We start from the raw sequence: 26,401 nt of genomic DNA, 5'->3' as shown, positions 1-26,401 counted from the left end.
GGTCTTTTGGAACGAGTTGTTCGAGACTTATCATCTCGATTTCATATTGGAGTGAGGGTGTATTTTTGAGCATAGGCATTTCCTTTTTTCGATATGCCTATTAGATCAAACCTCTAGAGGTATGTCTAGAGGTTTGTCAGCAGTCTGAAATGCCTATTACTGTTGTAATAGGCATTTATTTTTGTGCCATTGTTTGTTAATCAAATCGAATTAATGCAAAAGCGGATTAAATAGCCGCTAAAATCCGTTATACTAAGCGACAAAAATTTTTGTTAATCGAGGTTAATTTGACCAATACCATTTCTGAAGTTTTCACCTTAGAACCCGAAGATAATGCACGTTTGCAATCGCTTTGTGGTCCTTTTGATGAACATATCTCATTGATTGAAAAACAGTTTAATTTGATTATCTCACGGCGTAATTTTACATTCACTATTGAATCAGCGGATGAAGAAACAAAACCGCATCATCTTCAATTATTGAAAAATGCCGCAAAATTGATCCAAAAGCTCTATGTCGACACCGCACCGCTTAAAGGTAAGGTTCAGGAGTTGGATTTGGAACAGGTGCATATTGCGCTGCAAGAAAGCCGAATGTTATTGCAACAAACAGATGATGACAGCGATGAAGCCAATGTTTATAGCACCACCATTAAAACCAAACGGGGAGTGATTAAACCGCGCGGTAAAAACCAAATTCAATATCTGCATAATATTTTGCGTTATGACATTAGTTTTGGCATTGGACCGGCAGGAACGGGCAAAACATTTCTGGCGGTTGCGGCAGCGGTTGAGGCGTTGGAAAAACAGCAGGTTCGCCGTTTGTTATTGACGCGTCCGGCGGTGGAAGCTGGTGAAAAATTGGGCTTTTTGCCGGGTGATTTAACGCAGAAAATCGATCCTTATTTGCGACCTTTATATGATGCGCTTTTTGAAATGCTCGGTTTTGAGAAAGCGCAGAAGTTGATGGAGCGCAATGTTATTGAAATTGCTCCGTTGGCATATATGCGCGGTCGAACATTGAATGATGCTTTTATTATTTTGGATGAAAGTCAAAACACGACCATTGAGCAAATGAAAATGTTTTTGACCCGTATCGGTTTTAATTCTAAAGCGGTCATTACCGGCGATATTACTCAGGTTGATTTACCGCGCGGTCAAAAATCTGGCTTGCGACACGCGATTGAAGTGTTGAGCGATGTGGAAGATTTGAGTTTTAATTATTTTAAGAGCGAAGATATTGTGCGCCATCCGGTGGTGGCGAAAGTGGTGCAAGCGTATGAAAAATGGGACGAAGAAGAACAGTTACGCCGTAAAGCGCTTGCGGAACAACGTCGTCAAGCAAAATTAGAGGAACAACAAAATGATGAATAATGCTGAAATGCTGGTAGATCTACAAATTGCCAGTGAGGATCAAAGCAATTTACCGACATTACAACAATTCACCTATTGGGCGACACAGGCGGTTAAACCGCAGCAGGATAATGTAGAAATGACAATTCGGATCGTGGATGAGGAAGAAAGCCATCATTTGAATTTTACTTATCGAGGCAAAGATCGTCCGACTAATGTGCTTTCGTTCCCGTTTGAAGTGCCGGAAGGCATTGTGTTGCCGTTATTGGGCGATTTAGTCATTTGTCGTCAAGTGGTTGAAAAAGAGGCTCAGGAACAGCAAATTTCTTTAGAAGCGCATTATGCGCATTTGACCGTACACGGTTGTTTGCATCTGTTGGGCTATGATCATATTGAAGATGATGAAGCGGAAGAGATGGAAAGTTTGGAAACAGAGATTATGTTGTCAATGGGCTATGCCGATCCCTATTTAAGTGAGAAAATCTAGGTGCAGGATTTTTCGCGTCAAATTGTGATTTTTTCCGGTTCAGCGCACTGGAGAATGGAACAACAGCTCAAGATTATTCAACACTATCAACATTATCGTGGCCTGTATTGCGGTTATCAGCTACCGCAATATGCTCAAGCTTCCCTTTCTTGTTATGCTTTTCAACAAAGTCGCAATGTGTTGGGGCAGGAGTTCCAATTTGCGGTTTTTGATGCGGCGTTGGAAAACAATCTTGCGTTCCATTTGGACAGTTTGTTGATCTTATCGGCAACGTTACAAGCCGGTGGTGCTTTATTCCTGTTCTTACCTGAATGGCAACGATTGGACGAAAGTATTGATTTAGACAGTGAACGTTGGAACAGCGGTCAACAACCGCATAGCGTGCCACATTTTATGCATTGGTTTAAGCAGACTGTTGCTTGGCAGAAAATTGTTGTTTATCAAGAACATAGCAGTGAAATTATTTTGCCGAACTTAAACTCAGTTAATTGGCGAATACCGGCTGCCGCAGTGCAGCAGCAACGGGCAGTTTTAACGCAGATAGCACAACACACCGATGGCGTTTTATTATTATCGGCGCGCCGTGGGCGAGGAAAATCTGCTTTGCTTGGTCAATTAATTCAGCAACAGTCACAAACAACAAACATTTTAATTACTGCGGCAAACAAAAAGGCTGTTGCAACCGTCTCCGAATTTGCGTTACCTCAGAAATTGAATTTTATTGCACCGGATGAGTTGCTGCAAAAAATTCAACAAAAACAGTTAGATAATCATACATTTTTAATTGTGGATGAGGCGGCAATGTTGCCATTATCGTGGCTGGCACAGTTTTCCAACAGTTTCAGTAAAGTGTTGTTGACCAGCACCAGTGAAGGTTATGAGGGTTCAGGTAAAGGCTTTATCTTAAAGTTAAAAGGCTATTTAAAACGAACAATTCATTTGTTTAGGTTGGAAATTCCTTTGCGCTGGCAACAGAATGATCGGTTGGAACAGTGGATGGATCAATTGGCGTTAGTAGAGCAAAACAGATTGGATATTTCTCATCAAAATGGCGCGCCGCAATTTAATCTTTATCACGCCTTGCCGATCACTTCTCCTTTTGCCGAGTTATATCAATTACTTAGTTTGGCGCATTATCGTACTTCGCCGACCGATTTACGCCGGTTATTGGACGGCGCTGATCAGCACTTTATGACAGCGACAATGGCAGAGCGAATTGCCGGTGTGGTTTGGGGATTGGAAGAGGGAAATTTTGCCGATAAGGAATTAATTGAGCAAATTCGGTTAGGTTATCGCCGACCAAAAGGGAATTTAGTCGCGCAAACGTTATGTTTTCAAACCAATTTATCGCAGGCTTTAACCTTGCGAGCATTGCGTATTTCGCGAATTGCGGTGTGGCCTCAATATCAACGGCAAACCTTAGGAACGCAGTTGATTCAGCAATGTGTCCAGAAATATCGCCATAACTTTGATTATCTTTCCGTCAGTTTCGGTTTTGAAAGGTCATTATTGCGATTTTGGCAAAAATTAGGTTTCCAGATAAGTGCAGTGAGCGTTAAGCCGGAAGCGAGCAGCGGCAATTACAGCGTGATGATGATTTATCCGTTGTCTGATGCCGGCACCGATTTTTGCCAACAGGCGCTACATCGTTTTCAGCGAGATTTTGTATTAAGCGACCATCCATTATTAGCGGAACTTGATTTGCAAGTGGAGCCGGATTGGCAATTAAATGCATATGATTGGCAGCTGATCAATGAATTTATTCAATCTCAACGCACTTTAGCGGTAAGTTATGCAGCGTTGTGTCGGTTATTTCATCATTATCCGAATGACAATTTAGCAAAACAGTTGCAACAATTAAAAAGTCTATTTTTTACACAGAAGAAACAAAAAACGACACTTTTTAAACAACAACTTGAGCATTTTTTAGCTAATAAAGATAAAAAAATTTAGCCCTATATTAGGCTGAAAAGCTAGAGGATAAATTTAATCTTTTTATTTTATGTAGTTAAAAATAATGTTTTTTAATATTTATTTGGTTTTTAAGTCTGTTTTTTGTATTTTAAAAAAGCAAAATAAGTAATTTTTTAGCATAAAATGCTATTGACTTGAAATAGGCTTTTCGGCAAAATCGATCACGTTTTTCAGTTTTATAAGGTTTTGAACAATGTTTTCTCCTATTTCTTTATCTCTGCTTCTGCTCCTCACAAATGAACAGTTTGTGCGGTAAGGCGTGGATAAAGGAAAAAAATTGAATTTAAGCAAACACACACATCTGCCCGCACTTAGCGGGCTTTTTTTTAACTCTTTTTTACGTTGACGGCGGTGGAGTATGAGTAATCAAGTTATTATTTTCGATACAACTTTAAGAGATGGCGAACAAGCGTTAAAAGCAAGTTTAACGGTCAAAGAAAAATTGCAGATTGCGTTAGCCTTGGAGCGTCTAGGGGTTGATGTGATGGAAGTCGGGTTTCCGGTTTCTTCCGAAGGCGATTTCCAATCTGTTCAAGCCATTGCCAAAGCGGTTAAAAACAGCCGCGTCTGCGCACTTTCTCGTGCGGTGGCAAAAGATATTGATGCTGCCTATGAAGCATTAAGAGTAGCAAAAGCCTTCCGTATTCATACTTTCATTGCCACTTCCGCATTGCACGTTGAAGCAAAATTAAAACGTTCATTTGATGATGTGGTGGAAATGGCAGTGGCGGCAGTGAAACGTGCCAGAGGTTATACCGATGATGTTGAATTTTCCTGTGAAGATGCTGGTCGTACCGGAGTGGATAATATTTGTCGTATTGTAGAGGCAGCGATCAATGCCGGTGCAACAACCATCAATATTCCTGATACCGTAGGTTATACCTTGCCGACTCAATTCGGTTCTATTATTGAAAATGTAATGAATCGCGTGCCGAATATTGATAAAGCGATTATTTCCGTGCATTGTCATAATGATTTAGGTATGGCGACCGCAAACTCATTAACTGCAGTGCAATATGGCGCAAGACAGATCGAATGTACCATCAACGGCATCGGCGAACGTGCCGGAAATACGGCATTGGAAGAAGTGGTGATGGCAATGCGTACCCGTAAAGATTTAATGGACGTTACCACAAATATCAATACGCAAGAGATTTATCGTGTTAGCCAATTAGTCAGTCAGATTTGTAATATGCCGATTCAACCGAATAAAGCGATTGTTGGTGCGAATGCTTTTGCTCACTCTTCCGGTATCCATCAGGATGGCGTGTTGAAAAATGCCAATACTTATGAAATTTTATCGCCTGAAAGTATCGGTTTGAAGAAAGAAAAACTTAATCTTACCGCGCGTTCCGGTCGCGCTGCTGTGAAGAAACATATGAGCGATATGGGCTATGGCGAAAATGATTACGACTTGGATAAATTATATGAAGCCTTCTTAAAATTGGCAGATAAAAAAGGGCAAGTGTTCGATTATGATTTGGAAGCGTTGGCATTTATTGATATGCAGCAAGGCGAGGATGTCAGTGTGCAATTACAAGGCATTTCCGTACAGTCTGCGAGCCATATGCCGGCGACCGCTTCAGTCAAACTTGCGGTTGATCACGTGATTCAATTAGATGCGGCAACAGGTAACGGTCCGGTGGACGCAGTTTATAACTGTATTTTAAGAATTACCGGAATGGATTTGACAATGACCAGTTATCAACTTTCTGCCAAAGGGGAAGGAAAAGATGCGTTAGGGCAGGTTGATATTGTGGTAGATTATAAAGGCCGCAAATTCCACGGTGTGGGGTTGGCAACAGATATTATTGAAGCATCTGCATTGGCGTTGATTCACGCAATAAATGCGATTAAATTGGCAAAGAAAGTGGCAGATGTGAAGTCTAGAAAAATTATGGAGACAGTATAAATGCAAACATTCAACATAGCAGTTTTATCGGGCGACGGTATTGGGCCGGAAGTAATGCGTGAAGCGCTAAAAGTGCTTAATGCGGTTGAGCAACGTTTTGCTTTTAAAGTGAATTATCAACAATATGATGTTGGCGGTGCCGGCATTGATCATCACGGTAAGGCATTGCCGGATGTGACTTTAAAAGGATGTGAGCAGGCAGATGCGATTCTGTTCGGTTCTGTCGGTGGCCCGAAATGGGAACATCTTCCGGCAAATGAACAGCCGGAACGTGGGGCATTGCTCCCTTTGCGTAAACATTTTGCCCTGTTCTGCAATCTTCGTCCGGCGACTTTATATCAAGGCTTGGAAAAATTTTGTCCGTTACGTGCTGATATCGCCGCAAAAGGTTTCGATATTGTGGTTGTGCGTGAGTTGACCGGCGGCATCTATTTCGGTCAACCGAAAGGGCGTGAAGGCGAAGGCAAAATGGAGAAGGCATTTGATACTGAAGTGTATCATCGTTTTGAAATTGAGCGTATTGCGCGTATCGCTTTTGAAGCAGCGCAGAAGCGTCGTAAAAAAGTGACTTCCGTTGATAAAGCCAATGTTTTGATCAGCTCGATTTTATGGCGTGAAGTGGTAATGGAAGTGGCGAAAGCGTATCCGGATGTGGAATTGGAACATATCTATATTGATAATGCGACAATGCAGTTGATTAAACAACCGGAACATTTCGATGTGTTACTTTGTTCCAATATGTTCGGCGATATTATTTCCGATGAATGTGCAATGATCACCGGTTCAATGGGGATGTTGCCTTCAGCAAGTATGAATGAAAAAGGTTTCGGTCTATATGAACCGGCAGGCGGTTCGGCACCGGATATTGCCGGTAAAGGCATTGCCAATCCGATCGCACAGATCCTTTCTGCCGCGATGATGTTGCGCTATAGCTTTAATTTGAATGAGGCTGCCAACGCTATTGAAAATGCAGTTAAAGCGGTGTTGGCACAAGGTTATCGCACCGCAGATTTGGCGGACAATACTCAACCTGTTTCTACCAGTGAAATGGGGGATTTAATTGTAGCTGAGCTTTTAAAATAAACAGAAATCTATAAAAAAGAACGATTGATTATGATGAAAAAAACATTATACGATAAATTATTTGACGCTCACGTTGTCTATGAAGCAGAAGGTGAAACGCCGATTTTATACATTAATCGCCATTTAATTCACGAAGTCACCAGTCCGCAAGCCTTTGACGGATTGCGTGTCGCCAATCGCCAAGTGCGTCAAGTGGGAAAAACTTTCGGCACAATGGATCACAGCATTTCAACGCAAGTGCGCGATGTCAATAAATTAGAAGGGCAAGCCAAAATCCAAGTGCTGGAACTTGCCAAAAACTGCGCCAATACCGGCATTAAGTTATTTGATATGAGCACTAAACAACAAGGGATTGTGCACGTTGTCGGACCTGAACAGGGTTTAACCTTGCCGGGAATGACTATCGTTTGTGGGGATTCCCACACCGCAACGCACGGTGCATTTGGCGCATTGGCCTTCGGGATTGGTACATCAGAAGTGGAACATGTTCTTGCCACTCAAACCTTAAAACAGAGCCGTGCTAAAAATATGAAAATTGAAGTGCGTGGCAAAGTGGCGCCGGGGATTACCGCAAAAGACATTGTGCTTGCCATTATCGGCAAAACCACAATGGCTGGCGGTACGGGACACGTGGTGGAATTTTGTGGGGAAGCCATTCGTGATCTTTCTATGGAAGGAAGAATGACGGTTTGCAATATGGCGATTGAACTTGGGGCAAAAGCAGGATTAATCGCACCGGATGAAACCACTTTTGAATACTTGAAAGGTCGTCCTTATGCACCGAAAGGCAAAGATTGGGACGATGCGGTAGCTTATTGGAAAACCTTAAAAACCGATGAAGGTGCAGAATTTGATACGGTGGTGGTATTGGATGCTAAAGATATTGCGCCACAAGTTACGTGGGGAACCAATCCGGGGCAAGTGATTGGCATTGATCAAACCGTGCCAAATCCAGCCGAAATGAATGATCCTGTGGTGCGTGCTTCTGCCGAAAAAGCCTTAGCTTATATCGGGTTAGAACCAAATACTGATTTAACACAAGTGCCGGTTGATCAAGTCTTTATCGGTTCTTGCACCAACTCGCGTATTGAAGATTTACGCGCTGCCGCCGCGGTGATGAAAGGGCGTAAAGTTGCCGATAACGTAAAACGCGTATTGGTGGTGCCGGGATCAGGTCTTGTGAAAGAGCAAGCAGAAAAAGAGGGCTTGGATAAAATCTTTATCGAAGCCGGTGCTGAATGGCGTAATCCGGGTTGTTCAATGTGTTTAGGAATGAATGATGACCAATTAGGTGAATGGGAACGTTGTGCGTCTACTAGCAACCGTAACTTTGAAGGTCGTCAAGGGCGCAATGGACGTACTCATCTTGTTAGTCCGGCGATGGCAGCGGCAGCCGCGGTGTTTGGTAAATTTGTCGATATTCGTCAAGTGGAATTACTTTAAGGAGAAATTATGGCAGGCTTTAAACAACATTCAGGCATTGTTGTGCCGTTAGATGTGGCAAATGTGGATACCGATGCCATTATTCCAAAACAATTTTTACAAGCGATTACGCGCGTAGGTTTTGGTAAACATCTATTCCACGAATGGCGTTATCTTGATGCAGCAGGCACTCAACCTAATCCTGACTTTGTACTGAATTATCCGCAATACCAAGGCGCAAGTATTTTGCTGGCGCGTAAAAATTTAGGTTGTGGTTCATCTCGCGAACATGCTCCTTGGGCATTGGCGGATTATGGTTTCAAAGTGATGATTGCGCCAAGTTTTGCGGATATTTTCTATAACAACAGCTTAAATAATCATATGTTGCCAATTCGTTTAAGCGAAGAAGAAGTCGAAGAAATCTTCCAATGGGTGTGGGCAAACCCGGGAAAAGCGATTGATGTCGATTTAGAAAAAATGACGGTAACTGTAGGCGAAAAGATTTATCCTTTTGAACTGGACGAATTCCGCCGCCACTGCCTATTAAACGGTTTGGATAATATCGGTTTGACATTGCAGCACGAACAGGCAATTTCCGCATACGAGAAAAATATTCCTAACTTCCTAAAATAAACAGAAGATAGGGTAAAAAATCTCGAATAAATTTCCAAAATCGTGCAAAAAGCGTGTATCCTTTTTGCAAAGAAAAACAAAAAGGATACCGCTATGCAACTCTCCTCAATGCAACAACAGCGTCTATTTGATCTGTTACAAAATTCAACCTTAAAAGATCATTATCAACTTCCAATTACCTTGGAAAATTTACCGGAAAATCTTCGCCAGATTGCAACCGCTATCTATTTTTCTGATTTTGTCGCAGAAATTTTACAGAAATACCCAGTCATTTTTGAGCAGTGGTTGCAGCAGTTACCGCAATTTTCAGACTGTGCAGAATATCAACAACGTTTGCGTACACAGCTGGAAAATGTAGATGGTGAAAATAAGCTGTATCAAATTTTACGCCGTTTCCGTCATTGTGAAATGGCAAAATTGAGCTTTTGTCAAAGTTTGAATCTTGCCAGTGTTGAACAGATTTTTCATCAGCTTTCCGAATTGGCGGAAGCGATTATTGTGGTGACCAAAGATTGGCTTTATCAAAAGCTTTGTGCTGAATTGGGCACACCGACCAATGCTGAAGGAGAAGCTCAACCGCTCATTATTTTGGGAATGGGAAAATTAGGGGGCAGAGAGTTGAATTTCTCTTCCGATATTGATCTGATTTTTACTTATCCGGATCACGGTGAAACAGTAGGTGCCAGAAGAAGTATCGATAATGGGCAATTTTTTATCCGTTTGGGACAACGTTTTATTAAAGCGTTGGATCAAGCCACTATTGATGGTTTTGTTTATCGCGTTGATATGCGTCTGCGCCCTTTCGGCGAAGCCGGCGCATTAGCATTAAGTTTTGCCTCGATTGAAGATTATTATCAAGAGCAAGGGCGTGATTGGGAACGTTATGCGATGATTAAAGCGCGCATTATGGGGGAAGATGCCAACGATCCGAATCACCGTTATTTAAGTCAGTTGCTGCGCCCATTTGTTTATCGGCGTTACATCGATTTTAGTGCTATTCAATCGCTGCGTGATATGAAGCAGAAAATCAATGCTGAAGTAAGACGACGGGGCTTAGTGGATAATATTAAACTCGGTGCCGGCGGTATTCGTGAGATTGAGTTTATCGTACAAGTATTCCAATTAATTCGTGGTGGTCGGGAAAAAGCGTTACAGCAAAGAGAGTTATTACGGATTTTACCAAAATTAGTCGAATTGAATTTATTGCAACCGCTTGAAGCATCCCACTTATCTCAGGCTTACCTTTTTTTGCGCCGAGTGGAAAATGTGCTGCAGGCGATAAATGATCAACAGACACAATTATTACCAACCAATGAACAGGATAAACAGCGTTTAATTGAGGCTTGCCGTGCTTTTACCTATTTTAATCAGCAAAATCAACTGGTTACTATTGAATACCCAATTTATGACTGGAGCAGTTTTTATCAAGTGTTGAGTCAGCATCAACAGAATGTACGGCAGGTGTTTAGTCATTTGATTGGGGAAGAAGATGACAAAAATGAAGAACATCAGAGCGAGTGGCAAGACTTTTTAGGCATCAGCTTTAATTATCAGGATGTGATAACGCTGTTGGAAAAATTAAAGTTATCTCATCAGCAAGAGATTGCCGATCATTTATGGCAATTCAAACAGGAGATGTTGCGTAAATCAATCGGGGTGCGCGGTCGGGATGTGTTGGAACAGCTGCTTCCGATTTTATTGGATGAAATGCTGGCAATGAATGATGCCGCCGTGTTGCTGCCTCGTATTTTAGACATTATTGCCAGAATTGCGACCCGAACCACCTATCTTGAATTATTGTATGAAAATCCGAATTCACGCGTATTATTGATGAAATTGTGCAGTGCTTCGCCTTTTGTTGCGCGACAAATTGCGGATTATCCATTGTTGTTGGATGAGTTATTAAATCCGAATACGCTATTATCACCGCCGCCGTTCAGTCAGTATCAAGCGGAATTGGAACATTATTTAATGCGAATTCCGCAAGAGGATGAAGAGCAGTTAATCGATGTTTTGCGACAGTTCAAATTGGCAACGCAGTTACGTGTCGCGGCAGCTGATATTTTAGGTGCTTTGCCGGTGATGAAAGTCAGTGATCATTTAACCTATTTGGCGGAAGCGATCATCGCCAGTGTGGTTAACCTTGCTTGGCGACAGGTTACACAACGTTTCGGTACACCTAACCATTTACAAAATGACGAAAAAGGCTTTTTAGTGGTTGGTTACGGCAAATTGGGCGGTATTGAATTGGGCTATAAATCGGATTTGGATTTGGTTTTCCTTTATGATGCACCGGCAAACGGCGAAACAGTTGGCGGCAAGCGAAATATTGATAGCGGACAGTTCTATTTGCGTTTAGCACAAAAAATCAACAGCATTTTCAATATTCACACAAATTCGGGAATTTTATATGAAGTAGATATGCGTTTGCGCCCTTCTGGCAGTTCCGGCTTATTGGTCAGTTCGATAAATGCATTTCACGATTATCAATTAAATGAAGCTTGGACGTGGGAAAAACAGGCTTTGGTGCGGGCAAGACCGGTTTTCGGTGAGGAAAAAATGCGACAACGATTTACCCAGATACGTCGTGATGTGTTATCGACAGAAAAAGAGATAAATCAACTGAAGATTGATGTGCGAGAAATGCGAGAAAAAATGTATCAGCATTTATCACACACGGAAGAGGGGTATTTTGATATTAAAAAGGATCGTGGCGGTATTACCGATATTGAGTTTATTGCGCAGTATTTAATGCTGGCAAATGCACCGAAGATACCGGAATTGACGACTTGGTCCGATAATGTGCGTATTTTTGAGGATATGATGAAATATCAAGTGATTACGCCGGAGATTGGTACAAAACTCACTGCAAGTTATGTTGAATTACGCAACCATATTCATCATCTGAATCTTGCTGGTAAAAATTCGGTGGTGGAAGCTGCACCCTTCTCTGCAATAAGAGCATTTATTGGTCAAGTATGGCAACAGCTGTTTTATTAATGGTGTAAGCAATATTCGGCGCAAGTAAAAACACAATAATCATCAAGGCACGACTGGCATAAAGCCCGGCAAGAATATATTTCATTTTGTATTTTGTGCCTAAATAACCGGAAAATAGGCTGCCGAAAATATTGAAAAAACCGATTAATGCTAATGAAGTTGCGGCAACGTGAGCGGCTTGTCCGCACATAAATTTTGTTAAAAAATATTTATAATCCAATCGGTAGCAACATTTTTAGTCTGACAATTTCCACATTTGATGTGATTTAAATTGTTCGGCTATTTCTGACAAAGATTCGCCATTTGGGAAAAACAAATTAGGGGCAATGTCGAATAAAGGAATAATCACAAACTCTCGATTTTTCATTTCGCAATGAGGAACCGTTAAACGAGGATGTGAAATAACGTCTTGATTAAACAGTAGAATATCCAGATCAAGTGTACGCTCTCCCCAGCGGCGTAATCTGACCCGACCTTGACTATTTTCAATGGATTGCAGTGTATCCAACAGGGCTAACGGTTCAAGGTCGGTTTCTATTTGCGCAACCGCATTGACGTAATCAGGCTGATCCTGTGGCCCTAACGGCTTACTGCCATAAAAAGGGCTGACCTTTTTCACTTTAAGATCCGGATGTTGTTTTAAGGTCTGAACAGCCTGCGTTAATTGTGTCAAAGGATTGTTCAGATTACTGCCTAATGCAATATAAACGTTGTTCATCAATGCGTTACCGTTGTTTGGGAAGGATTTTTTCTCTTTTTGTTTGCCGGATGATAACGTCGGCGAGATTTACGTTTTCGTTTCTTTTCTTGATTCGGGTGTAACTCCTGTTGTACCTTGATTAATTCTTCACGTTGCGTACTATTACTTTGTTGATATTCATACCACCAAGCTGCCAATTCAATACATTCACCCTGTTCAATTTCGGCACGCATTGCTAATAGATCATAAGCAGCACGAAACTTAGGATGCTCCAATGTAACTTGTGGCTTCTTACCAGTACGTTTAGTGAAAAGTAACTGCAATGACCAAATATCACGGATGGTAGCAGTATGGCGACGCAAAATGGCAACACGTTGACAAATAAGTGTCAATAAATCATTACTGGCAAGGGAATAGGCATCAAAGTTATTTAAACCGCCTTCATTCTTCAAGATTTCAATGCGTTCACGTAACGGATACCAGAAAAAAGCGGCAAATAAAAATGCCGGATTAATACGTAAATGATCGGCGATACGTTCATCAGTGGAACGTAATGCTGTAACGATCATTTTTTCTGTAAATGAGTCATTATTTGTGGTGAAAAATGGAATTAATGCCGGAAAAAGTTGATGAAATAATTGATATTTATAGAGTAATTGATAGGTTTTCTCGCCTTTGCCGGTTTGTAATAGTTTTAATGACTCATCAAATAAACGTGCTGCCGGAATGTTTTGTAATAAAGAGGCCAGTTGATAAATCGGTTGTTCACATTTTTTATCAAGAAACATATCCAGTTTTGCCATAAAACGGATGGCACGCAGCATTCTGACCGGATCTTCCTGATAACGTTGAGTCGGATCGCCAATTAACATTAAGCGACCGGCACGCAAGTCTTTAATACCATTGAAGAAATCGTAGAATTTATCTTTGCGGGGATCATAATAAAATGCATTGACGGTAAAATCACGACGAGCGGCATCATCTTCCAAACTGCCGTAAACATTATCTCGTAATAACATTCCTTCCGCACTCTGTTTAGCTAATTTATCATTATTAATTGCATCGTGAGCAGCGCGGAATGTTGCAACTTCAATGATTTCTCTGCCGAATAAAATGTGTGCTAACCTGAAACGGCGACCCACTAAACGACATTGACGTTGAAATATTTTTTGAATCTGTTCCGGACGAGCATTGGTTGCGACATCAAAATCTTTAGGTGTTTTGTCCAATAAAATATCGCGTAAGCAACCGCCTACCACATAAGCCTCAAATCCATTATTCTGTAATTTTTCAACAACTTGTAATGCTTGGCGACTGATAAGATGAGGATAAATGCCGTATTCAGAAGCTTTTAAGGACGGTAATGTTGCTCGTTTAGGTTTGTTTTGAGCAGGGGCCGATTTCTTGTTAGTTTTTTTCTGACTAACAACAGGCGCAGATGTGTGTTGTGTTGATAAAGTGTTTTTCTGTTCTTCCGTTTTTTGCGGAAACAGTTTTCGAATAAATTTAAAAATAAGACACCTCAATCTATTTTTAGAAAATATATGAAAAGTGATATTTTCTATCTGTTTTTAAAATAGAAAACTCTCCCTAAATCGATTTAGGGAGAGGAATTTGGTTAACTTCCGCTGTAGACAGTGATAATTCAATTACTTAGTTGAATTACCCACCGATCTGTTTTTCGCGGATTTCTGCCAATGTTTTGCAGTCGATGCAAAGATCGGCCGTCGGACGAGCTTCTAAACGCTTGATGCCGATTTCAACACCGCAAGATTCGCAGTAACCGAAATCTTCAGACTCAATCTTTTTGATGGTACGTTCGATTTTCTTTAATAATTTGCGTTCACGATCACGATTACGCAGTTCTAAACTGAACTCTTCTTCTTGCGTAGCACGATCGGAAGGATCCGGAAAATTAGAAGCTTCATCACGCATATGTGCGACAGTTCGATTTGCTTCACCCATGATTTGATCATGCCAAGCAGTTAAAATCTTTTTAAAATGAAGAAGTTGCGCTTCATTCATATATTCTTCGCCGACTTTCTCTTGATAAGGTTGAACACCAGCAAGAGCTAAAACACTTAGTGATGATTTTGGCGTAGTTGCCGTCATATTTAAATCTCTCCTAGACACCAAAAAAATAAATAACGACTGATAAAACGCTCCATATGAAATGCTTTTATCAAAAATAGAGCCTTTTTTATACAATTTTCCGTCGATTTTCATACACTTTGGAGTGAGCTATTCCAAAGGACGGTTATAAATATCAGAACTTATACTTTTTAGCAAACGGAATTTTTTAAAATGATGATTATTTGAACGAATAAATGCGGAAAAATCGCTGTTTTTTGTAAATTTTCGATAAAGCTCACATTTTTATTGCTTATCTTTTGCACATTACTGCGGATCTATTACCTTACTCCAGAATAAAGAAAGGAGGAAATGTGGAGCGAATTGCCATTGCTTGTATTGTCAGTTGTTTGGCGATGATGTATTTGCCGTTTGCATGGATTTTTTTGACTGCATTTTGGGGTGTTTTTTTCACTGTCGTTTCATTGCTTGCCCTATGGTTAATAAGAAAGAAAAATCAGTGGGGAGGTGTGATAATTTCAATAATATTTTCGTGTTGTTGGTGTCTGTTTTTGATACAACAACTCATCACACAAGCGCAGTATGTGCAGACACTCCCGAAGAAACAGCGCGCGCAGATTATGATTGAAAAAGTTTTGCATCAACGGGATTATCAAACGGCAATTGCATTATTGAAATTTTCGGATGAAGATGAGAACTATCGTTTTTATTTGAGTTGGCAAGCACCGCAACCGCTGGCAGCCGGACAATCGTGGCTAGGAGAAGTCACGCTAAAACCATTAGCGTCAAGAGCCAATTTTGGTGGTTTTCAGCGTCAAAAATGGCTGTATGCAAATCATATTGTTGGCTATGCTGTTGTGAAAAATGCAGTTTTGGTTGCAGATCATCCCGATTTGCGTGAGCGATTATTGCGGCATAATTTGGATTTATGGCAACAGAAACCACAGTCGGAATTATTTCTTGCATTGGGATTTGGTGATAAGCGTTTTTTGAGTCAGGAAACGTTACAACTGTTTCAACAAACCGGAACAGCGCATTTAATTGCGATTTCAGGCTTGCATATCGGTTTAGTAATGTTGTTGGGGGTGGCTTTAGCGCGTAGTGTGCAGTATTTCTTGCCGGCGCATCGGATTACGCCTTTTTTGCCGCTATTATTCGGTGGAATGTGTGCGTTGTTATACAGTTATTTAGCTGATTTTTCGATCCCGACTGTCCGAGCCATTATTGCATTGATCTTCCTGTTGTGGCTAAGATTTTTTCGCAGTTATTTAAATCGGTGGCAATGTTATGTGCGTTGTATCGCGATTTTTGTGCTATTGGATCCACTTATTCTGTTAAGTGATAGCTTTTGGCTATCCGCATTGGCGGTGTTATGTTTATTGATATGGAATCATCTGTTTCCCTTATCTGTTTGCTCGGTGCGAGGAAAAAAACTCCATCAATTCGGTAAAATTACTTATTACATTTTGGCGCTTATTCATCTACAAATCGGACTGTTTCTGCTATTTACACCAATTACACTCTTCTTTTTTTCCGGTTTTAACTTCTTTAATTTATGGATTAATTTATGGATTGTGCCGATTTTCAGTTTTGTACTCATTCCATTAATTTTGTTCTCCATTTTAACGTTTGATTACTTCCACAGTTGGGCGTTATGCCAGTTTATTGCACAACAATGTGTTGAGGGCTTAAAGATATTTAAAACTGGCTGGCATCCTGTTTCAGAGCTGGAAAATCTCTGGATAAGCTTGATTTTTCTAGGCTTGTGTTTGCTTTGGGGAATGTTTTGTATTCGCTATGCTAAATATCAACGAACTAAAACGGATGAGCATCATTGGTTGCCGACATCAACACTATTCCGTTTAGAGGTGTCTGCTTTAGTTGAGCGTACCGATTTTCAAACTATTTTGAAAATAATAGGAATGATTTTAGGCATAATGCTATGGCAATTAGGTTTCTATTATTATCAACAATATCGCACCTTATGGACGCTGGAAATGTTGGATGTAGGGCAGGGGATGTCGATATTGATCCGACAAAATGGCAAAGGCGTTTTGTATGATACAGCCGCTTCGTGGCGCGGTAGCAGTATGGCTGAATTGGAAATTATTCCCTATTTGCAACGGCAAGGTATTGAATTGGAAGAGATTATTATTAGTCACGATGATAATGATCACAGCGGTGGTGCTGAGATGTTGCTTCGTTATTTTCCGAATGCCACATTGATCACTTCATCCGAAAAAACATATGCCGGAAAAACGCCTGAACCCTGTTATCAAGGCGTTCAATGGCGTTGGCGCGATTTAGATTGGCAAGTGATAGCGCCGTATAAAGTAGAAAAAACAGCGAAAAATCATCAATCTTGCGTGATGTTGATCAATGATGGCAAACATAATGTCCTGTTAACCGGTGATCTGGATAAAACGGCGGAATTACAGTATTTAGAACATTTCCCGACGATTGATATTTTGCAGGTGGCACATCACGGCAGCCGTACTTCAACCAGTACTGCATTTTTGCAAAAAACACAACCTAAAATAGCATTAATTTCCGCAGGCATAGGCAATCAATGGCATTTTCCACATCAGGAGATTATTTCACGATTACAGCAATTTCAAGTAGATACGCTAGTAACAGCAACAGTAGGACAAATTCTATTACGTTTTACCAAACACGGAGAAATTGAAGTTGAAACGGCGCGAACCTTATTACAACCTTGGTTTAAGCAGTTACTTTAAGGGCTGATTTGATAAATAACAGAATAAAGGTAGAATAGCGTTTTAAATTTATTTACGGTACAACGCTATTTTATGAATGATAAAGATTTTTCAACAAAAGCGACATTTAAACGTTTATGGCCAATGATTTGGCAATATCGATTAGGTATTTTAATTGCAATTATTGCCTTGGTTTTTAACGCATTAACCGAAGCTGGATTAATCTATTTATTGAAGCCATTACTAGATAAAGGATTCGGTGAAGCAGATCTGTCATTCCTAAAATGGTTGCCAATCATCGTTATCCTGCTGATTTTTTTACGAGGGATTACCAGTTTTGTTTCCGATTATTGTCTTTCGTGGGTGTCGGGCAATGTAGTAATGGTAATGCGCAGAATGTTATTTAAACATTTAATGTATATGCCGGTCAGTTTTTTTGACCATCAAGCGGCAGGGAAACTGCTTTCACGCATCACTTATGATTCCGAACAGGTCGCGAACTCCTCTTCCAACGCCTTGATTACTATCGTGAAAGAGAGTGCTACCGTGGTTTCATTGCTGGGGTTAATGCTTTATACCAGTTGGCAGTTGTCGTTGGTGCTTTTCGTGGTCGGGCCTATTATTGCAGTATTAATCAGTGTGGTATCCAAGCATTTTCGCCGTTTAAGTAAAAATATGCAGAATTCAATGGGCGAATTGACAGCAAGTGCGGAACAGATGTTGAAAGGGCATCGAGTCGTGCTTTCTTTTGGTGGGCAACAGGTTGAAGAACAGCGTTTTGATTTAGTCAGCGATGATATGCGTCGTAAAAGTCTAAAAATGATGGCAATGAGCGCCATTTCCGATCCTATCGTGCAAATTATTGCCTCTTTTGCATTGGCAGTGGTGCTATATTTGGCAACCGTACCGACAATGATGGGCGGACAATTAACCGCCGGTGATTTTACGCTTGTTTTTTCATCAATGTTTGCTTTATTAAGACCATTGAAATCTTTAACCAATGTCAATGCCCAATTTCAACGCGGAATGGCGGCTTGTCAGACTTTATTTGCTATTTTGGATTTGGAAACGGAACAGGATAATGGCAAATTTGTCAGTGAAAAAGTGAATGGTGATATTGCATTTAAAGATGTCAGTTTCTACTATCAAGGCAAGGATGAGCCGGCACTTTCGCATATTTCATTTGATATTCCTGCAGGCAAAACGGTGGCGTTGGTGGGGCGTTCCGGATCGGGTAAATCAACCATCGCCAATTTAATTACCCGTTTTTATGATATTCAGCAAGGTGAAATTACCTTGGATGGGCGTAATATTAAAGATTATACCTTGGCGAATTTGCGTCAGCACTGCGCTATTGTGTCGCAACAGGTTCATCTTTTTAATGATACTATTGCCAATAATATTGCTTATGCGGCAACGGAAAAATATAGTCGTGAACAGATTATTGCAGCAGCGAAAGCAGCTCACGCAATGGAATTTATTGAAAAAATGGAACACGGTTTGGATACGATGATCGGTGAAAACGGTGTTTCCCTTTCCGGCGGACAACGTCAACGTTTAGCAATCGCCAGAGCATTATTAAGAAATGCTTCGGTATTAATTTTGGATGAGGCTACCTCTGCCTTGGATACAGAGTCTGAACGCGCTATTCAGAATGCGTTGGACGGCTTGCATCAGCACAAAACATTATTGGTGATAGCGCACCGTTTATCAACGATTGAGCGAGCGGATGAAATTATTGTGATTGATCAGGGCGAAATTGTTGAAAGAGGAACACATCAACAGTTGCTGCAACAAGGGCAAATTTATGCTCAATTGCACAAAATGCAATTTGAGGGTTAAGAGGTTAATAAAGAAACGGTATGAAATTCTGGTATCAACAATCGTGGTTACAGTGGTTATTATTACCTTTCTCTTGGTTATTCCAATTGGTCACTTATTTACGGCGAAAAGCCTATCAAAAAGGCATTTTTAGCTCTTGGAAAGCGCCTTGCACGGTTGTGGTGGTGGGTAATTTATCGGTGGGGGGCAATGGTAAAACCCCATTAGTGATTACCTTAGTACAGCAGTTACAACAACAAGGCATCCGTGTTGGTGTGATTTCACGCGGATATGGCGGTGAGAGCAATGAATATCCGTTTTTAGTTTGTGCCTCTTCCGATGCGAAAAAAGTGGGCGATGAACCGGTATTGATTGCACAACGTACATCAGCGCCGGTTGCGATTTCACCTGATCGCCGACAAAGTATCGAACTGTTGCATAAAGCGTATCATCCACAAGTGATTATTAGTGATGATGGTTTGCAGCATTATAAATTACAGCGTGACCTTGAATTGGTGGTGGTGGATGGTGAGCGGCGTTTCGGTAATGGGTTATTGTTGCCGGCTGGGCCGTTACGAGAGTTGCCAAAGCAACGATTAACAACGGTTGATGCGGTGATTTGTAATGGCGGTACTGCACAAGATAATGAAATTTTGATGACATTGCGCAGTGGCGAAGCGGTCAATTTGCTCACCAATGAGAGAAGAGCATTAACTCAATTTACGCAAGTAAATGCTATTGCCGGAATTGGTTATCCGCCACGTTTTTTCACCGGTTTGGAACGTCAAGGAATAACACTGTTATCCAGCACCGCTTTTCCGGATCATCACGCTTTTCAGGCATCGGATTTCTCCGCTTTTGATCAAAGTGATATTCCTCTGTTAATGACTGAAAAAGATGCAGTGAAATGCCGTAAATTTGCACAAAAGCATTGGTGGTATGTGGAAGTGACGGCAGAAATTGAGAAAGCACAATTAGAAAATTTAATTGCAAAGATTATTGCTAAGGTAAATAAATGAAACAGAAAGTGATTAATATGTTGGCGTGCCCACACTGTCATCAGCCGTTGTCGCTTGATGAGCAGCAACAACGTTTAATTTGTGAAAATGAACAGTTGGCTTATCCCATTGTGAACGGTATTCCGGCGTTGTTGCCGGAAAATGCGGTAGCGTTAACACAAGATAATCAAACTCAAGCACAGGAGGAGGCATAAAATGGGATTCAGTGTCATTATTCCGTCACGTTATGCTTCCAGTCGTTTACCGGGCAAACCGTTGAAAGATATTGCCGGCAAACCGATGATTCAACACGTTTGGGAAAAAGCGCAATTATCAGGCGCAACAAGAGTGATTGTCGCAACCGATCATCCGGAAATAGAGAAAGTGGTGAAAGCGTTTGGTGGAGAGGTTTGTTTAACTTCAGATAAACATAATTCCGGTACGGAACGGTTGGCGGAAGTGGTAACGAAATTGGCGTTACCGGATGATGAAATTGTGGTCAATATTCAAGGTGATGAACCGCTGATTCCGCCGGTGATTGTGAAGCAAGTGGCGGAAAATTTAGATAAATATCAAGTCAATATGGCAACCTTATCGGTGAAAATTGATGAGGCTCAAGAGTTGTTTAACCCGAATGTGGTGAAAGTATTAACCGACAAAAACGGTTATGTGCTCTATTTCTCCAGAGCGGTGATTCCTTGGCATCGAGATCAATTCAGTGATGTATATCAACAGCTACATAAAATTGAACATTTTGCATTGCTGGCTGATTTGTATCAACGCCATATCGGTATTTATGCCTATAAAGCCGGATTTATCCGTCAGTATGTAGCGTGGCAGCCGACAGCATTGGAACAGTGCGAATCATTGGAACAGTTGCGGGTTTTATGGCACGGTGAAAAGATTCATTGTGAGCCGGCGTTGGAAATTCCGGCAGTGGGTGTAGATACTGAAGAAGATTTGCGAAAAGTTCGCGCGATTTTGTCTCGTTAAAAGATGTTTGATGCAAAAAAATTCCTTGCCGATGTTTCGGAAAATCCGGGTGTTTATCGGATGTATGATCGGAATAACACCGTTATTTATGTCGGCAAGGCAAAAAATCTCAAAAAACGGCTTTCCAGTTATTTCCGTAAAAATGTTAATAGCAAAAAAACGGAAGCACTGGTAGCTTCGATCGATCATATCGATACGACGATCACCCATTCGGAAACGGAAGCATTGCTGCTTGAACATAATTTCATCAAGCAGTATCAGCCTCGTTACAATGTGTTGTTACGAGATGATAAATCCTATCCCTATATTTTATTAACTCACGAGCGTTATCCACGAATTACCTCATATCGTGGTGCAAAGAAAATCGCCGGTGAGTATTTTGGTCCTTATCCGCACTCTTCCGCTGTGCGAGAAACCTTATCATTAATGCAGAAGTTGTTCCCGATTCGTCAGTGTGAGAACAGTGTTTATAACAACCGTTCCCGTCCTTGCTTGCAATATCAAATTAAACGTTGTTTGGCACCTTGTGTTGCCGGATATGTAACGGATGAAGAGTATCAGCAACAGGTGGAGTTGGCGCGCCTGTTTTTGCAAGGTAAAGATCAGCAGGTGGTGACCCATCTGATTGAAAAAATGGAGCAGGCGAGCAATAGATTAGATTTTGAAGCAGCGGCACGTTATCGCGATCAGATTCAGGCGGTGCGATCCGTAATGGAAAAACAGTTTGTCAGTAATGATCGTTTGGATGACATCGATATTATCGCGATTGCGTACAAATCCGGATTGGCTTGTGTGCAAGTGTTGTTTATTCGTCACGGAAAAATATTGGGAAATCGCAGTTATTTCCCGAAAATTCCGGCAAATACGCAGATTGCTGAAGTTATTGAAACTTTTTTAGGGCAATTTTATTTACAGGCACATCAAGGGCGGAGTATTCCCGATTCGATTGTGATTGATCACTCTTTAGCCGGAAAAGAGATGTTACAAACGTTATTGAGTGAACAGGCAGGACGTCAAGTTCAGATTCAAGATAAAGTAAAAGGCGAGAAAAACCGTTATTTACAGTTAGCGCAAACTAATGCTTCGGTGGCATTAACAACGCAATTAAAACAACAAGGCAGAATAGAAGAGCGTTATCAAGCGTTGCAACAGTTGCTGCATATGGACAGAATCCAACGAATGGAGTGTTTCGATATTAGCCATACAATGGGTGAAAATACGATTGCTTCCTGTGTTGTTTTTGGTTCGGAAGGACCGTTAAAATCGGATTACCGCCGTTTTAATATTGAAGGTACACACGGTGATGATTATGCGGCGATGGAGCAAGCTTTGAAGAAAAGATACGATAAAGATCTCACGGCAGAGAAGATACCTGATATTATTTTTATTGACGGTGGCAAAGGGCAGCTCAATCGTGCTTTGGTAGTGTTTGATAATCTGAATGTGAGTTGGAACAAACACAAGCCGTTATTAATCGGCGTGGCGAAAGGGGTTGATCGTAAAGCCGGTTTGGAAACCTTGTTAATCGGTAACAGTGAACGGGAGATTCATTTAGAACCGGACAATTTAGCACTGCATTTAATCCAGCATATTCGAGATGAATCACATAATCACGCTATTTCCGGACACCGTAAAAAACGACAGAAAGCATTTATTCAAAGTGGTTTGGAGAGTATTGAGGGCGTTGGTGCAAAACGACGTCAAGCACTGTTGAAATATCTTGGCGGTTTGCAGGGGGTTCGTGCCGCTACGATAGATGAATTGGCTTCCGTACCCGGAATTTCACGTTCATTAGCAGAAAAAATCTTTGAAACACTAAAACATTGATATTGAATATAGGCAATTTAACTCAATATGCTTTACAATAGTCACGTTTGGTATTAAATCGATCTGGTGATCAAGATGAAATTGAATATTCCCACTTTTTTGACCTTTTTTCGTGTTATTTTAATCCCGTTTTTTATCGTTCTGTTCTATTTTCCATTTAGTTGGGCGCCGTTTTGGACTGCACTTATTTTTACCGTAGCCTCTGTGACCGATTGGTTAGATGGTTATTTAGCGCGTAAATGGAAACAAACAACCCGTTTTGGCGCATTTCTTGATCCGGTAGCAGATAAAGTTATGGTTGCCGCTGCATTGGTGTTAGTGGTTGAACATTATCATACTTTTTGGATTACGATTCCGGCGATTATTATGATCTCTCGTGAAATTATTATTTCAGCTTTGCGAGAATGGATGGCGGAATTGGGCGATAGAAATAAAGTGGCAGTGTCTTGGTTAGGAAAAGTGAAAACCACATCACAGATGATTGCGCTTATCGGATTGTTATGGCGTTATAATCCGACAATGGAAATTATTGCTACAATTGCGTTGTATGTTGCGGTTATCTTGACAGTTTGGTCGATGTGGCAATATTTGACTTTAGCGAAAGAAAGTTTATTGCAGGAATAACGATTTATTCGATGAAAATAAAACCTAGTGTTTGTCGCACTAGGTTTTTTTGATCCTAAATTAGCTTGATTTATGCTCCAGTAACAGCGTTGCACCTTTTGCGATCATTCTGAGTTGTAGAATGACGCGTTGTTTCAATGCCTCTCGTTCTTGGTTATTCATATCCAAAGCGTGCGAACCGGCGGTAAAAACAATAGTAACCATCCCTTCGGATTGCGCTTTGGCAATATCAGCGGGAATATCCTTATCTTTGTTCATAATATATTCTGCCAGTTCAGCAACAAAATGATTGATCTCTCGTGAGGCTGCCGTTCTGAACTCTTGAGAGGTACCGGAACTTTCACGCAACAAAAGGCGAAAAACATTAGGGCGGTTGGCAATAAATTCAAAAAATGTTTCAACGGAAATCGCAATAACACTCCCGCCGTCCTCAATCCGTTTTCTAGCTTGGCGCATCAGTTGTCTTAGAATTAAGCCGGCTTCATCGACCATACTTAATCCTAATTCATCCATATCCTTAAAATGGCGATAGAATGAAGTCGGCGCAATACCGGCTTCTCGACTGACTTCACGGAGACTTAAATTGGAAAAACTTTTTTCAGCACTGAGCTGATCAAACGCGGCATCGATTAACGCACGTCTGGTTTTCTCTTTTTGTTTGGCTCTGATTCCGCTCATTTTTAAGCATCTTTAGTTGGTGTAACAAGTAACGGTTTAATATTGTTGCCGATTAACTCCGCAACTCGTTGATAACGGGCTTTCAATGGTGAACCGGGACGATAAATTAAGCCGATAGTGCGATAAGGTCTAGGATTGATACAAGGAATATATTTAACGCCCTCGCGCGAACGTTCATTTAAAATTGCCAACTCCGGCATAAAGGTAATACCGGCATTAGCGGCAACCATATTGCGTAATGTTTCTAAACTTGTTGCCTGATAGTGCGTATTCTCTTTTGCACCGGCGACAAAACAGTAACCTAATGCTTGATCGCGGAAACAATGACCATCGTCCAACATTAAAATTTCATATTGTTTGAGTTTTTCGAGCGGAATTTCATCCTCTTTGGCGAGCGGATGTTGATCAGAAACCGCAATTAACATTGCTTCATCATAAATAGGAATTTCAATAAATGCAGAGGTATCTTTTACTAATGCGACAATTGCACAATCGATTTGACCTTTTTCAAGCTGCTCCAATAATTGATGTGTTTGCGCTTCATAAAGATAAACTTCCAATTCAGGGAAAGATTCACGCAACATCGGAATGACATAAGGCAATAAATAAGGTCCAATGGTCGGGATCATTCCCATATGGAGCGGCCCTGTCATATCTTTACCTTGGTTGCTCGCCATTTCTCTTAATAATTGAACCTCTTTTAGCACATTGCGTGCCTGATCAACCAATAATAATCCGGATTGAGTGAAAAGCACTTTGCGGCTGGTTCTTTCCAACAGAAGAATGCCCAGTTCATCTTCCAATTTTCTAATTTGACCGCTTAATGTTGGTTGGCTCACGTGACAGGCATCGGCAGCCTTACGGAAATGTTTATGATCGGAAAGTGCCACTAAATATTCGAGATCCCTAAGATTCATAACGACTCCTTTATAGGTAGTAACGATTAAAAAATAAATTTTAATTGAAACAAACTATAACACAATTATTGGCGAGTACAACTGCTTTGTGGATCGCTTAACCACTGTTTTATCAGATCTTCGGTAATGAGTTTATGTGACCAAAGACTGGTAATATCCGGTTGTGGAAATTGATTATGGTTATAGGCAATTAATTGTTTAAAATCAAAAGCGGCGTGCGGGTAATCATTAATCAATAACAGGGCAAAATAGCCGTCTTCCGACCAGCAAATTTGTAATTTCCGTTCTATCTGTTTTTGTTCGACTGCAGCAACATTATAGATATGCAAACTATCGACAATCGCCTCTTTTTGTTGGGTATCGATGGCATAGAAATAACCACTATCGCCATCATCTTCAAAAATCACAGCTAAATGTGGATGTTGTGTGGAGTGTGTGCCAATTTGTTTAGGTTGGCTAATTAATAATTTGTCTTCAAGAGTTAGATAAAACATAAGTTCCTCAGCTAAGGTAGCGTTGATAAGTGTTGTTCAAGTATCGTAATGCATTCGGCCAATATTGTTTGTTCTTGTTCAGTGAAACGCGCGAAATGAGGACTATCAATATCTAATACGCCGATAATTTCCCCATTTTTATGTAAAGGCAGAACAATTTCAGAATTGCTGGCACTATCACAAGCGATATGACCTTCAAATTGATGTACGTTATCAATTCTTAATATTCTGTTTTGGGCAACGGCTTGCCCGCAAACACCTTTACCGACAGCAATTCGAGTGCAGGCAATTTTACCCTGAAAAGGGCCTAAAGTAAGAATATTTTGTGCATTTAACAAGTAAAACCCGACCCAATTAATATCAGTAAGTTGTTGATTTAATAGTGCAGAAGTATTGGCCAGCACACTGATTAGGTTATCATCATCAGCAATTAAAGATTGCAAATTACGAGGTAGATGTTGCAAATCGTTATCGGAAAACGAAAACATAAATTCTCCTTATAATAAAAAGCCGAAAGAGAAAATGATCTGCACCCCAAAAGTTGGACTTATTATCCAACAACATACAGAGGTGCAGATTTTTTATGACTAAATATAACCAAACATTTAAACAACAAGTGGTAGATTTCTACTTTCAACACGAGGAAAGTCTTTCTTTAACCTGTCGTACATTTACCGT

General features: G+C 40.8%; 23 protein-coding genes. 15 read left to right on the top strand and 8 right to left on the bottom strand.

Going from position 1 to position 26,401, the window contains the following annotated elements:
• Positions 1 to 287 precede the first annotated feature (287 nt).
• From A3EO_RS0106140 to glnE, 8 genes are all read left to right on the top strand, one after another.
• Entirely contained in the window at positions 288 to 1,373 is a 1,086-nt protein-coding gene (locus A3EO_RS0106140) for a PhoH family protein (protein ID WP_026211026.1), read from the top strand.
• A complete protein-coding gene (gene ybeY, locus A3EO_RS0106135; protein ID WP_018346431.1) occupies positions 1,363 to 1,839 on the top strand; it encodes an rRNA maturation RNase YbeY in 477 nt (158 codons plus the stop codon). Before A3EO_RS0106140 ends, ybeY begins: the two co-directional genes overlap by 11 nt.
• Positions 1,840 to 3,792, top strand: coding sequence for a GNAT family N-acetyltransferase (locus tag A3EO_RS0106130; protein WP_018346430.1), 1,953 nt, complete (start codon positions 1,840 to 1,842; stop codon positions 3,790 to 3,792). It abuts the gene before it with no gap.
• A gap of 379 nt (positions 3,793 to 4,171) precedes the next feature.
• Positions 4,172 to 5,725 (top strand): 2-isopropylmalate synthase, encoded by a 1,554-nt coding sequence (gene leuA / locus A3EO_RS0106125; protein WP_018346429.1) that lies wholly within the window; start codon positions 4,172 to 4,174, stop codon positions 5,723 to 5,725.
• Positions 5,726 to 6,808: a 3-isopropylmalate dehydrogenase gene (gene leuB, locus A3EO_RS0106120; RefSeq protein WP_018346428.1), complete on the top strand. Its 1,083-nt coding sequence runs from the start codon at positions 5,726 to 5,728 to the stop codon at positions 6,806 to 6,808.
• A 33-nt stretch (positions 6,809 to 6,841) separates the two neighbouring features.
• Complete coding sequence (gene leuC, locus A3EO_RS0106115; RefSeq protein ID WP_026211024.1) at positions 6,842 to 8,251, top strand: 3-isopropylmalate dehydratase large subunit; 1,410 nt, start codon at positions 6,842 to 6,844, stop codon at positions 8,249 to 8,251.
• A gap of 9 nt (positions 8,252 to 8,260) precedes the next feature.
• Entirely contained in the window at positions 8,261 to 8,863 is a 603-nt protein-coding gene (gene leuD, locus A3EO_RS0106110) for a 3-isopropylmalate dehydratase small subunit (RefSeq protein ID WP_018346426.1), read from the top strand.
• Between the two features lie 93 nt (positions 8,864 to 8,956).
• Positions 8,957 to 11,863, top strand: coding sequence for a bifunctional [glutamate--ammonia ligase]-adenylyl-L-tyrosine phosphorylase/[glutamate--ammonia-ligase] adenylyltransferase (gene glnE, locus A3EO_RS0106105; RefSeq protein WP_018346425.1), 2,907 nt, complete (start codon positions 8,957 to 8,959; stop codon positions 11,861 to 11,863).
• Here the strand turns inward: glnE and A3EO_RS0106100 are convergent.
• The 4 genes from A3EO_RS0106100 to dksA all read right to left on the bottom strand — a co-directional run bounded on the left by A3EO_RS0106100 (position 11,829) and on the right by dksA (position 14,675).
• Positions 11,829 to 12,053 carry a hypothetical protein gene (locus A3EO_RS0106100; RefSeq protein WP_013745488.1) on the bottom strand — a complete coding sequence of 75 codons (225 nt, stop codon included), beginning with the start codon at positions 12,051 to 12,053 and terminating at the stop codon, positions 11,829 to 11,831. The two genes, glnE and A3EO_RS0106100, sit on opposite strands and share 35 nt — an antisense overlap.
• 45 nt (positions 12,054 to 12,098) lie before the next feature.
• A complete protein-coding gene (gene folK, locus A3EO_RS0106095) occupies positions 12,099 to 12,581 on the bottom strand; it encodes a 2-amino-4-hydroxy-6-hydroxymethyldihydropteridine diphosphokinase (protein ID WP_018346424.1) in 483 nt (160 codons plus the stop codon).
• Positions 12,581 to 14,089: a polynucleotide adenylyltransferase PcnB gene (pcnB, locus tag A3EO_RS0106090; RefSeq protein ID WP_018346423.1), complete on the bottom strand. Its 1,509-nt coding sequence runs from the start codon at positions 14,087 to 14,089 to the stop codon at positions 12,581 to 12,583. Before pcnB ends, folK begins: the two co-directional genes overlap by 1 nt.
• 136 nt (positions 14,090 to 14,225) lie before the next feature.
• Positions 14,226 to 14,675, bottom strand: a complete 450-nt coding sequence (gene dksA, locus A3EO_RS0106085) for an RNA polymerase-binding protein DksA (protein WP_026211023.1) — start codon at positions 14,673 to 14,675, stop codon at positions 14,226 to 14,228.
• A gap of 374 nt (positions 14,676 to 15,049) precedes the next feature.
• On the opposite strand from dksA, the gene A3EO_RS0106080 reads away from it, so the two are divergent.
• From A3EO_RS0106080 to pgsA, 7 genes are all read left to right on the top strand, one after another.
• Positions 15,050 to 17,392, top strand: a complete 2,343-nt coding sequence (locus A3EO_RS0106080; protein WP_238319705.1) for a DNA internalization-related competence protein ComEC/Rec2 — start codon at positions 15,050 to 15,052, stop codon at positions 17,390 to 17,392.
• 72 nt (positions 17,393 to 17,464) lie between these two features.
• A complete protein-coding gene (msbA, locus tag A3EO_RS0106075) occupies positions 17,465 to 19,213 on the top strand; it encodes a lipid A ABC transporter ATP-binding protein/permease MsbA (protein ID WP_013745483.1) in 1,749 nt (582 codons plus the stop codon).
• 20 nt (positions 19,214 to 19,233) lie between these two features.
• Positions 19,234 to 20,211, top strand: a complete 978-nt coding sequence (gene lpxK, locus A3EO_RS0106070) for a tetraacyldisaccharide 4'-kinase (protein WP_018346420.1) — start codon at positions 19,234 to 19,236, stop codon at positions 20,209 to 20,211.
• On the top strand, positions 20,208 to 20,405 hold the full coding sequence (locus A3EO_RS0106065; protein ID WP_018346419.1) for a Trm112 family protein: 198 nt from the start codon (positions 20,208 to 20,210) through the stop codon (positions 20,403 to 20,405). The genes lpxK and A3EO_RS0106065 overlap by 4 nt, the downstream gene beginning before the upstream one ends.
• Position 20,406: 1 nt before the next feature.
• On the top strand, positions 20,407 to 21,183 hold the full coding sequence (kdsB, locus tag A3EO_RS0106060) for a 3-deoxy-manno-octulosonate cytidylyltransferase (RefSeq protein ID WP_018346418.1): 777 nt from the start codon (positions 20,407 to 20,409) through the stop codon (positions 21,181 to 21,183).
• A gap of 3 nt (positions 21,184 to 21,186) precedes the next feature.
• On the top strand, positions 21,187 to 23,010 hold the full coding sequence (gene uvrC, locus A3EO_RS0106055; protein WP_018346417.1) for an excinuclease ABC subunit UvrC: 1,824 nt from the start codon (positions 21,187 to 21,189) through the stop codon (positions 23,008 to 23,010).
• Positions 23,011 to 23,085: 75 nt separating this feature from the next.
• Positions 23,086 to 23,634, top strand: a complete 549-nt coding sequence (pgsA, locus tag A3EO_RS0106050; protein ID WP_018346416.1) for a CDP-diacylglycerol--glycerol-3-phosphate 3-phosphatidyltransferase — start codon at positions 23,086 to 23,088, stop codon at positions 23,632 to 23,634.
• 60 nt (positions 23,635 to 23,694) lie between these two features.
• Here pgsA and fabR read toward each other — a convergent pair whose 3' ends face one another.
• From fabR to A3EO_RS0106030, 4 genes are all read right to left on the bottom strand, one after another.
• Positions 23,695 to 24,312, bottom strand: a complete 618-nt coding sequence (fabR, locus tag A3EO_RS0106045) for an HTH-type transcriptional repressor FabR (protein ID WP_018346415.1) — start codon at positions 24,310 to 24,312, stop codon at positions 23,695 to 23,697.
• A 2-nt stretch (positions 24,313 to 24,314) separates the two neighbouring features.
• Positions 24,315 to 25,229 carry a DNA-binding transcriptional regulator OxyR gene (gene oxyR / locus A3EO_RS0106040; protein WP_018346414.1) on the bottom strand — a complete coding sequence of 305 codons (915 nt, stop codon included), beginning with the start codon at positions 25,227 to 25,229 and terminating at the stop codon, positions 24,315 to 24,317.
• A 65-nt stretch (positions 25,230 to 25,294) separates the two neighbouring features.
• On the bottom strand, positions 25,295 to 25,723 hold the full coding sequence (locus tag A3EO_RS0106035; protein ID WP_018346413.1) for a DUF2251 domain-containing protein: 429 nt from the start codon (positions 25,721 to 25,723) through the stop codon (positions 25,295 to 25,297).
• A gap of 11 nt (positions 25,724 to 25,734) precedes the next feature.
• Positions 25,735 to 26,211 (bottom strand): GAF domain-containing protein, encoded by a 477-nt coding sequence (locus A3EO_RS0106030; protein WP_018346412.1) that lies wholly within the window; start codon positions 26,209 to 26,211, stop codon positions 25,735 to 25,737.
• Positions 26,212 to 26,401: the final 190 nt, after the last annotated feature.

Source organism: Gallibacterium anatis DSM 16844 = F 149, assembly GCF_000379785.1.
Classification (GTDB): domain Bacteria; phylum Pseudomonadota; class Gammaproteobacteria; order Enterobacterales; family Pasteurellaceae; genus Gallibacterium; species Gallibacterium anatis.
Note: the sequence above shows the minus strand (reverse complement) of the source record. Positions and strands in the feature narration are given on the sequence as shown.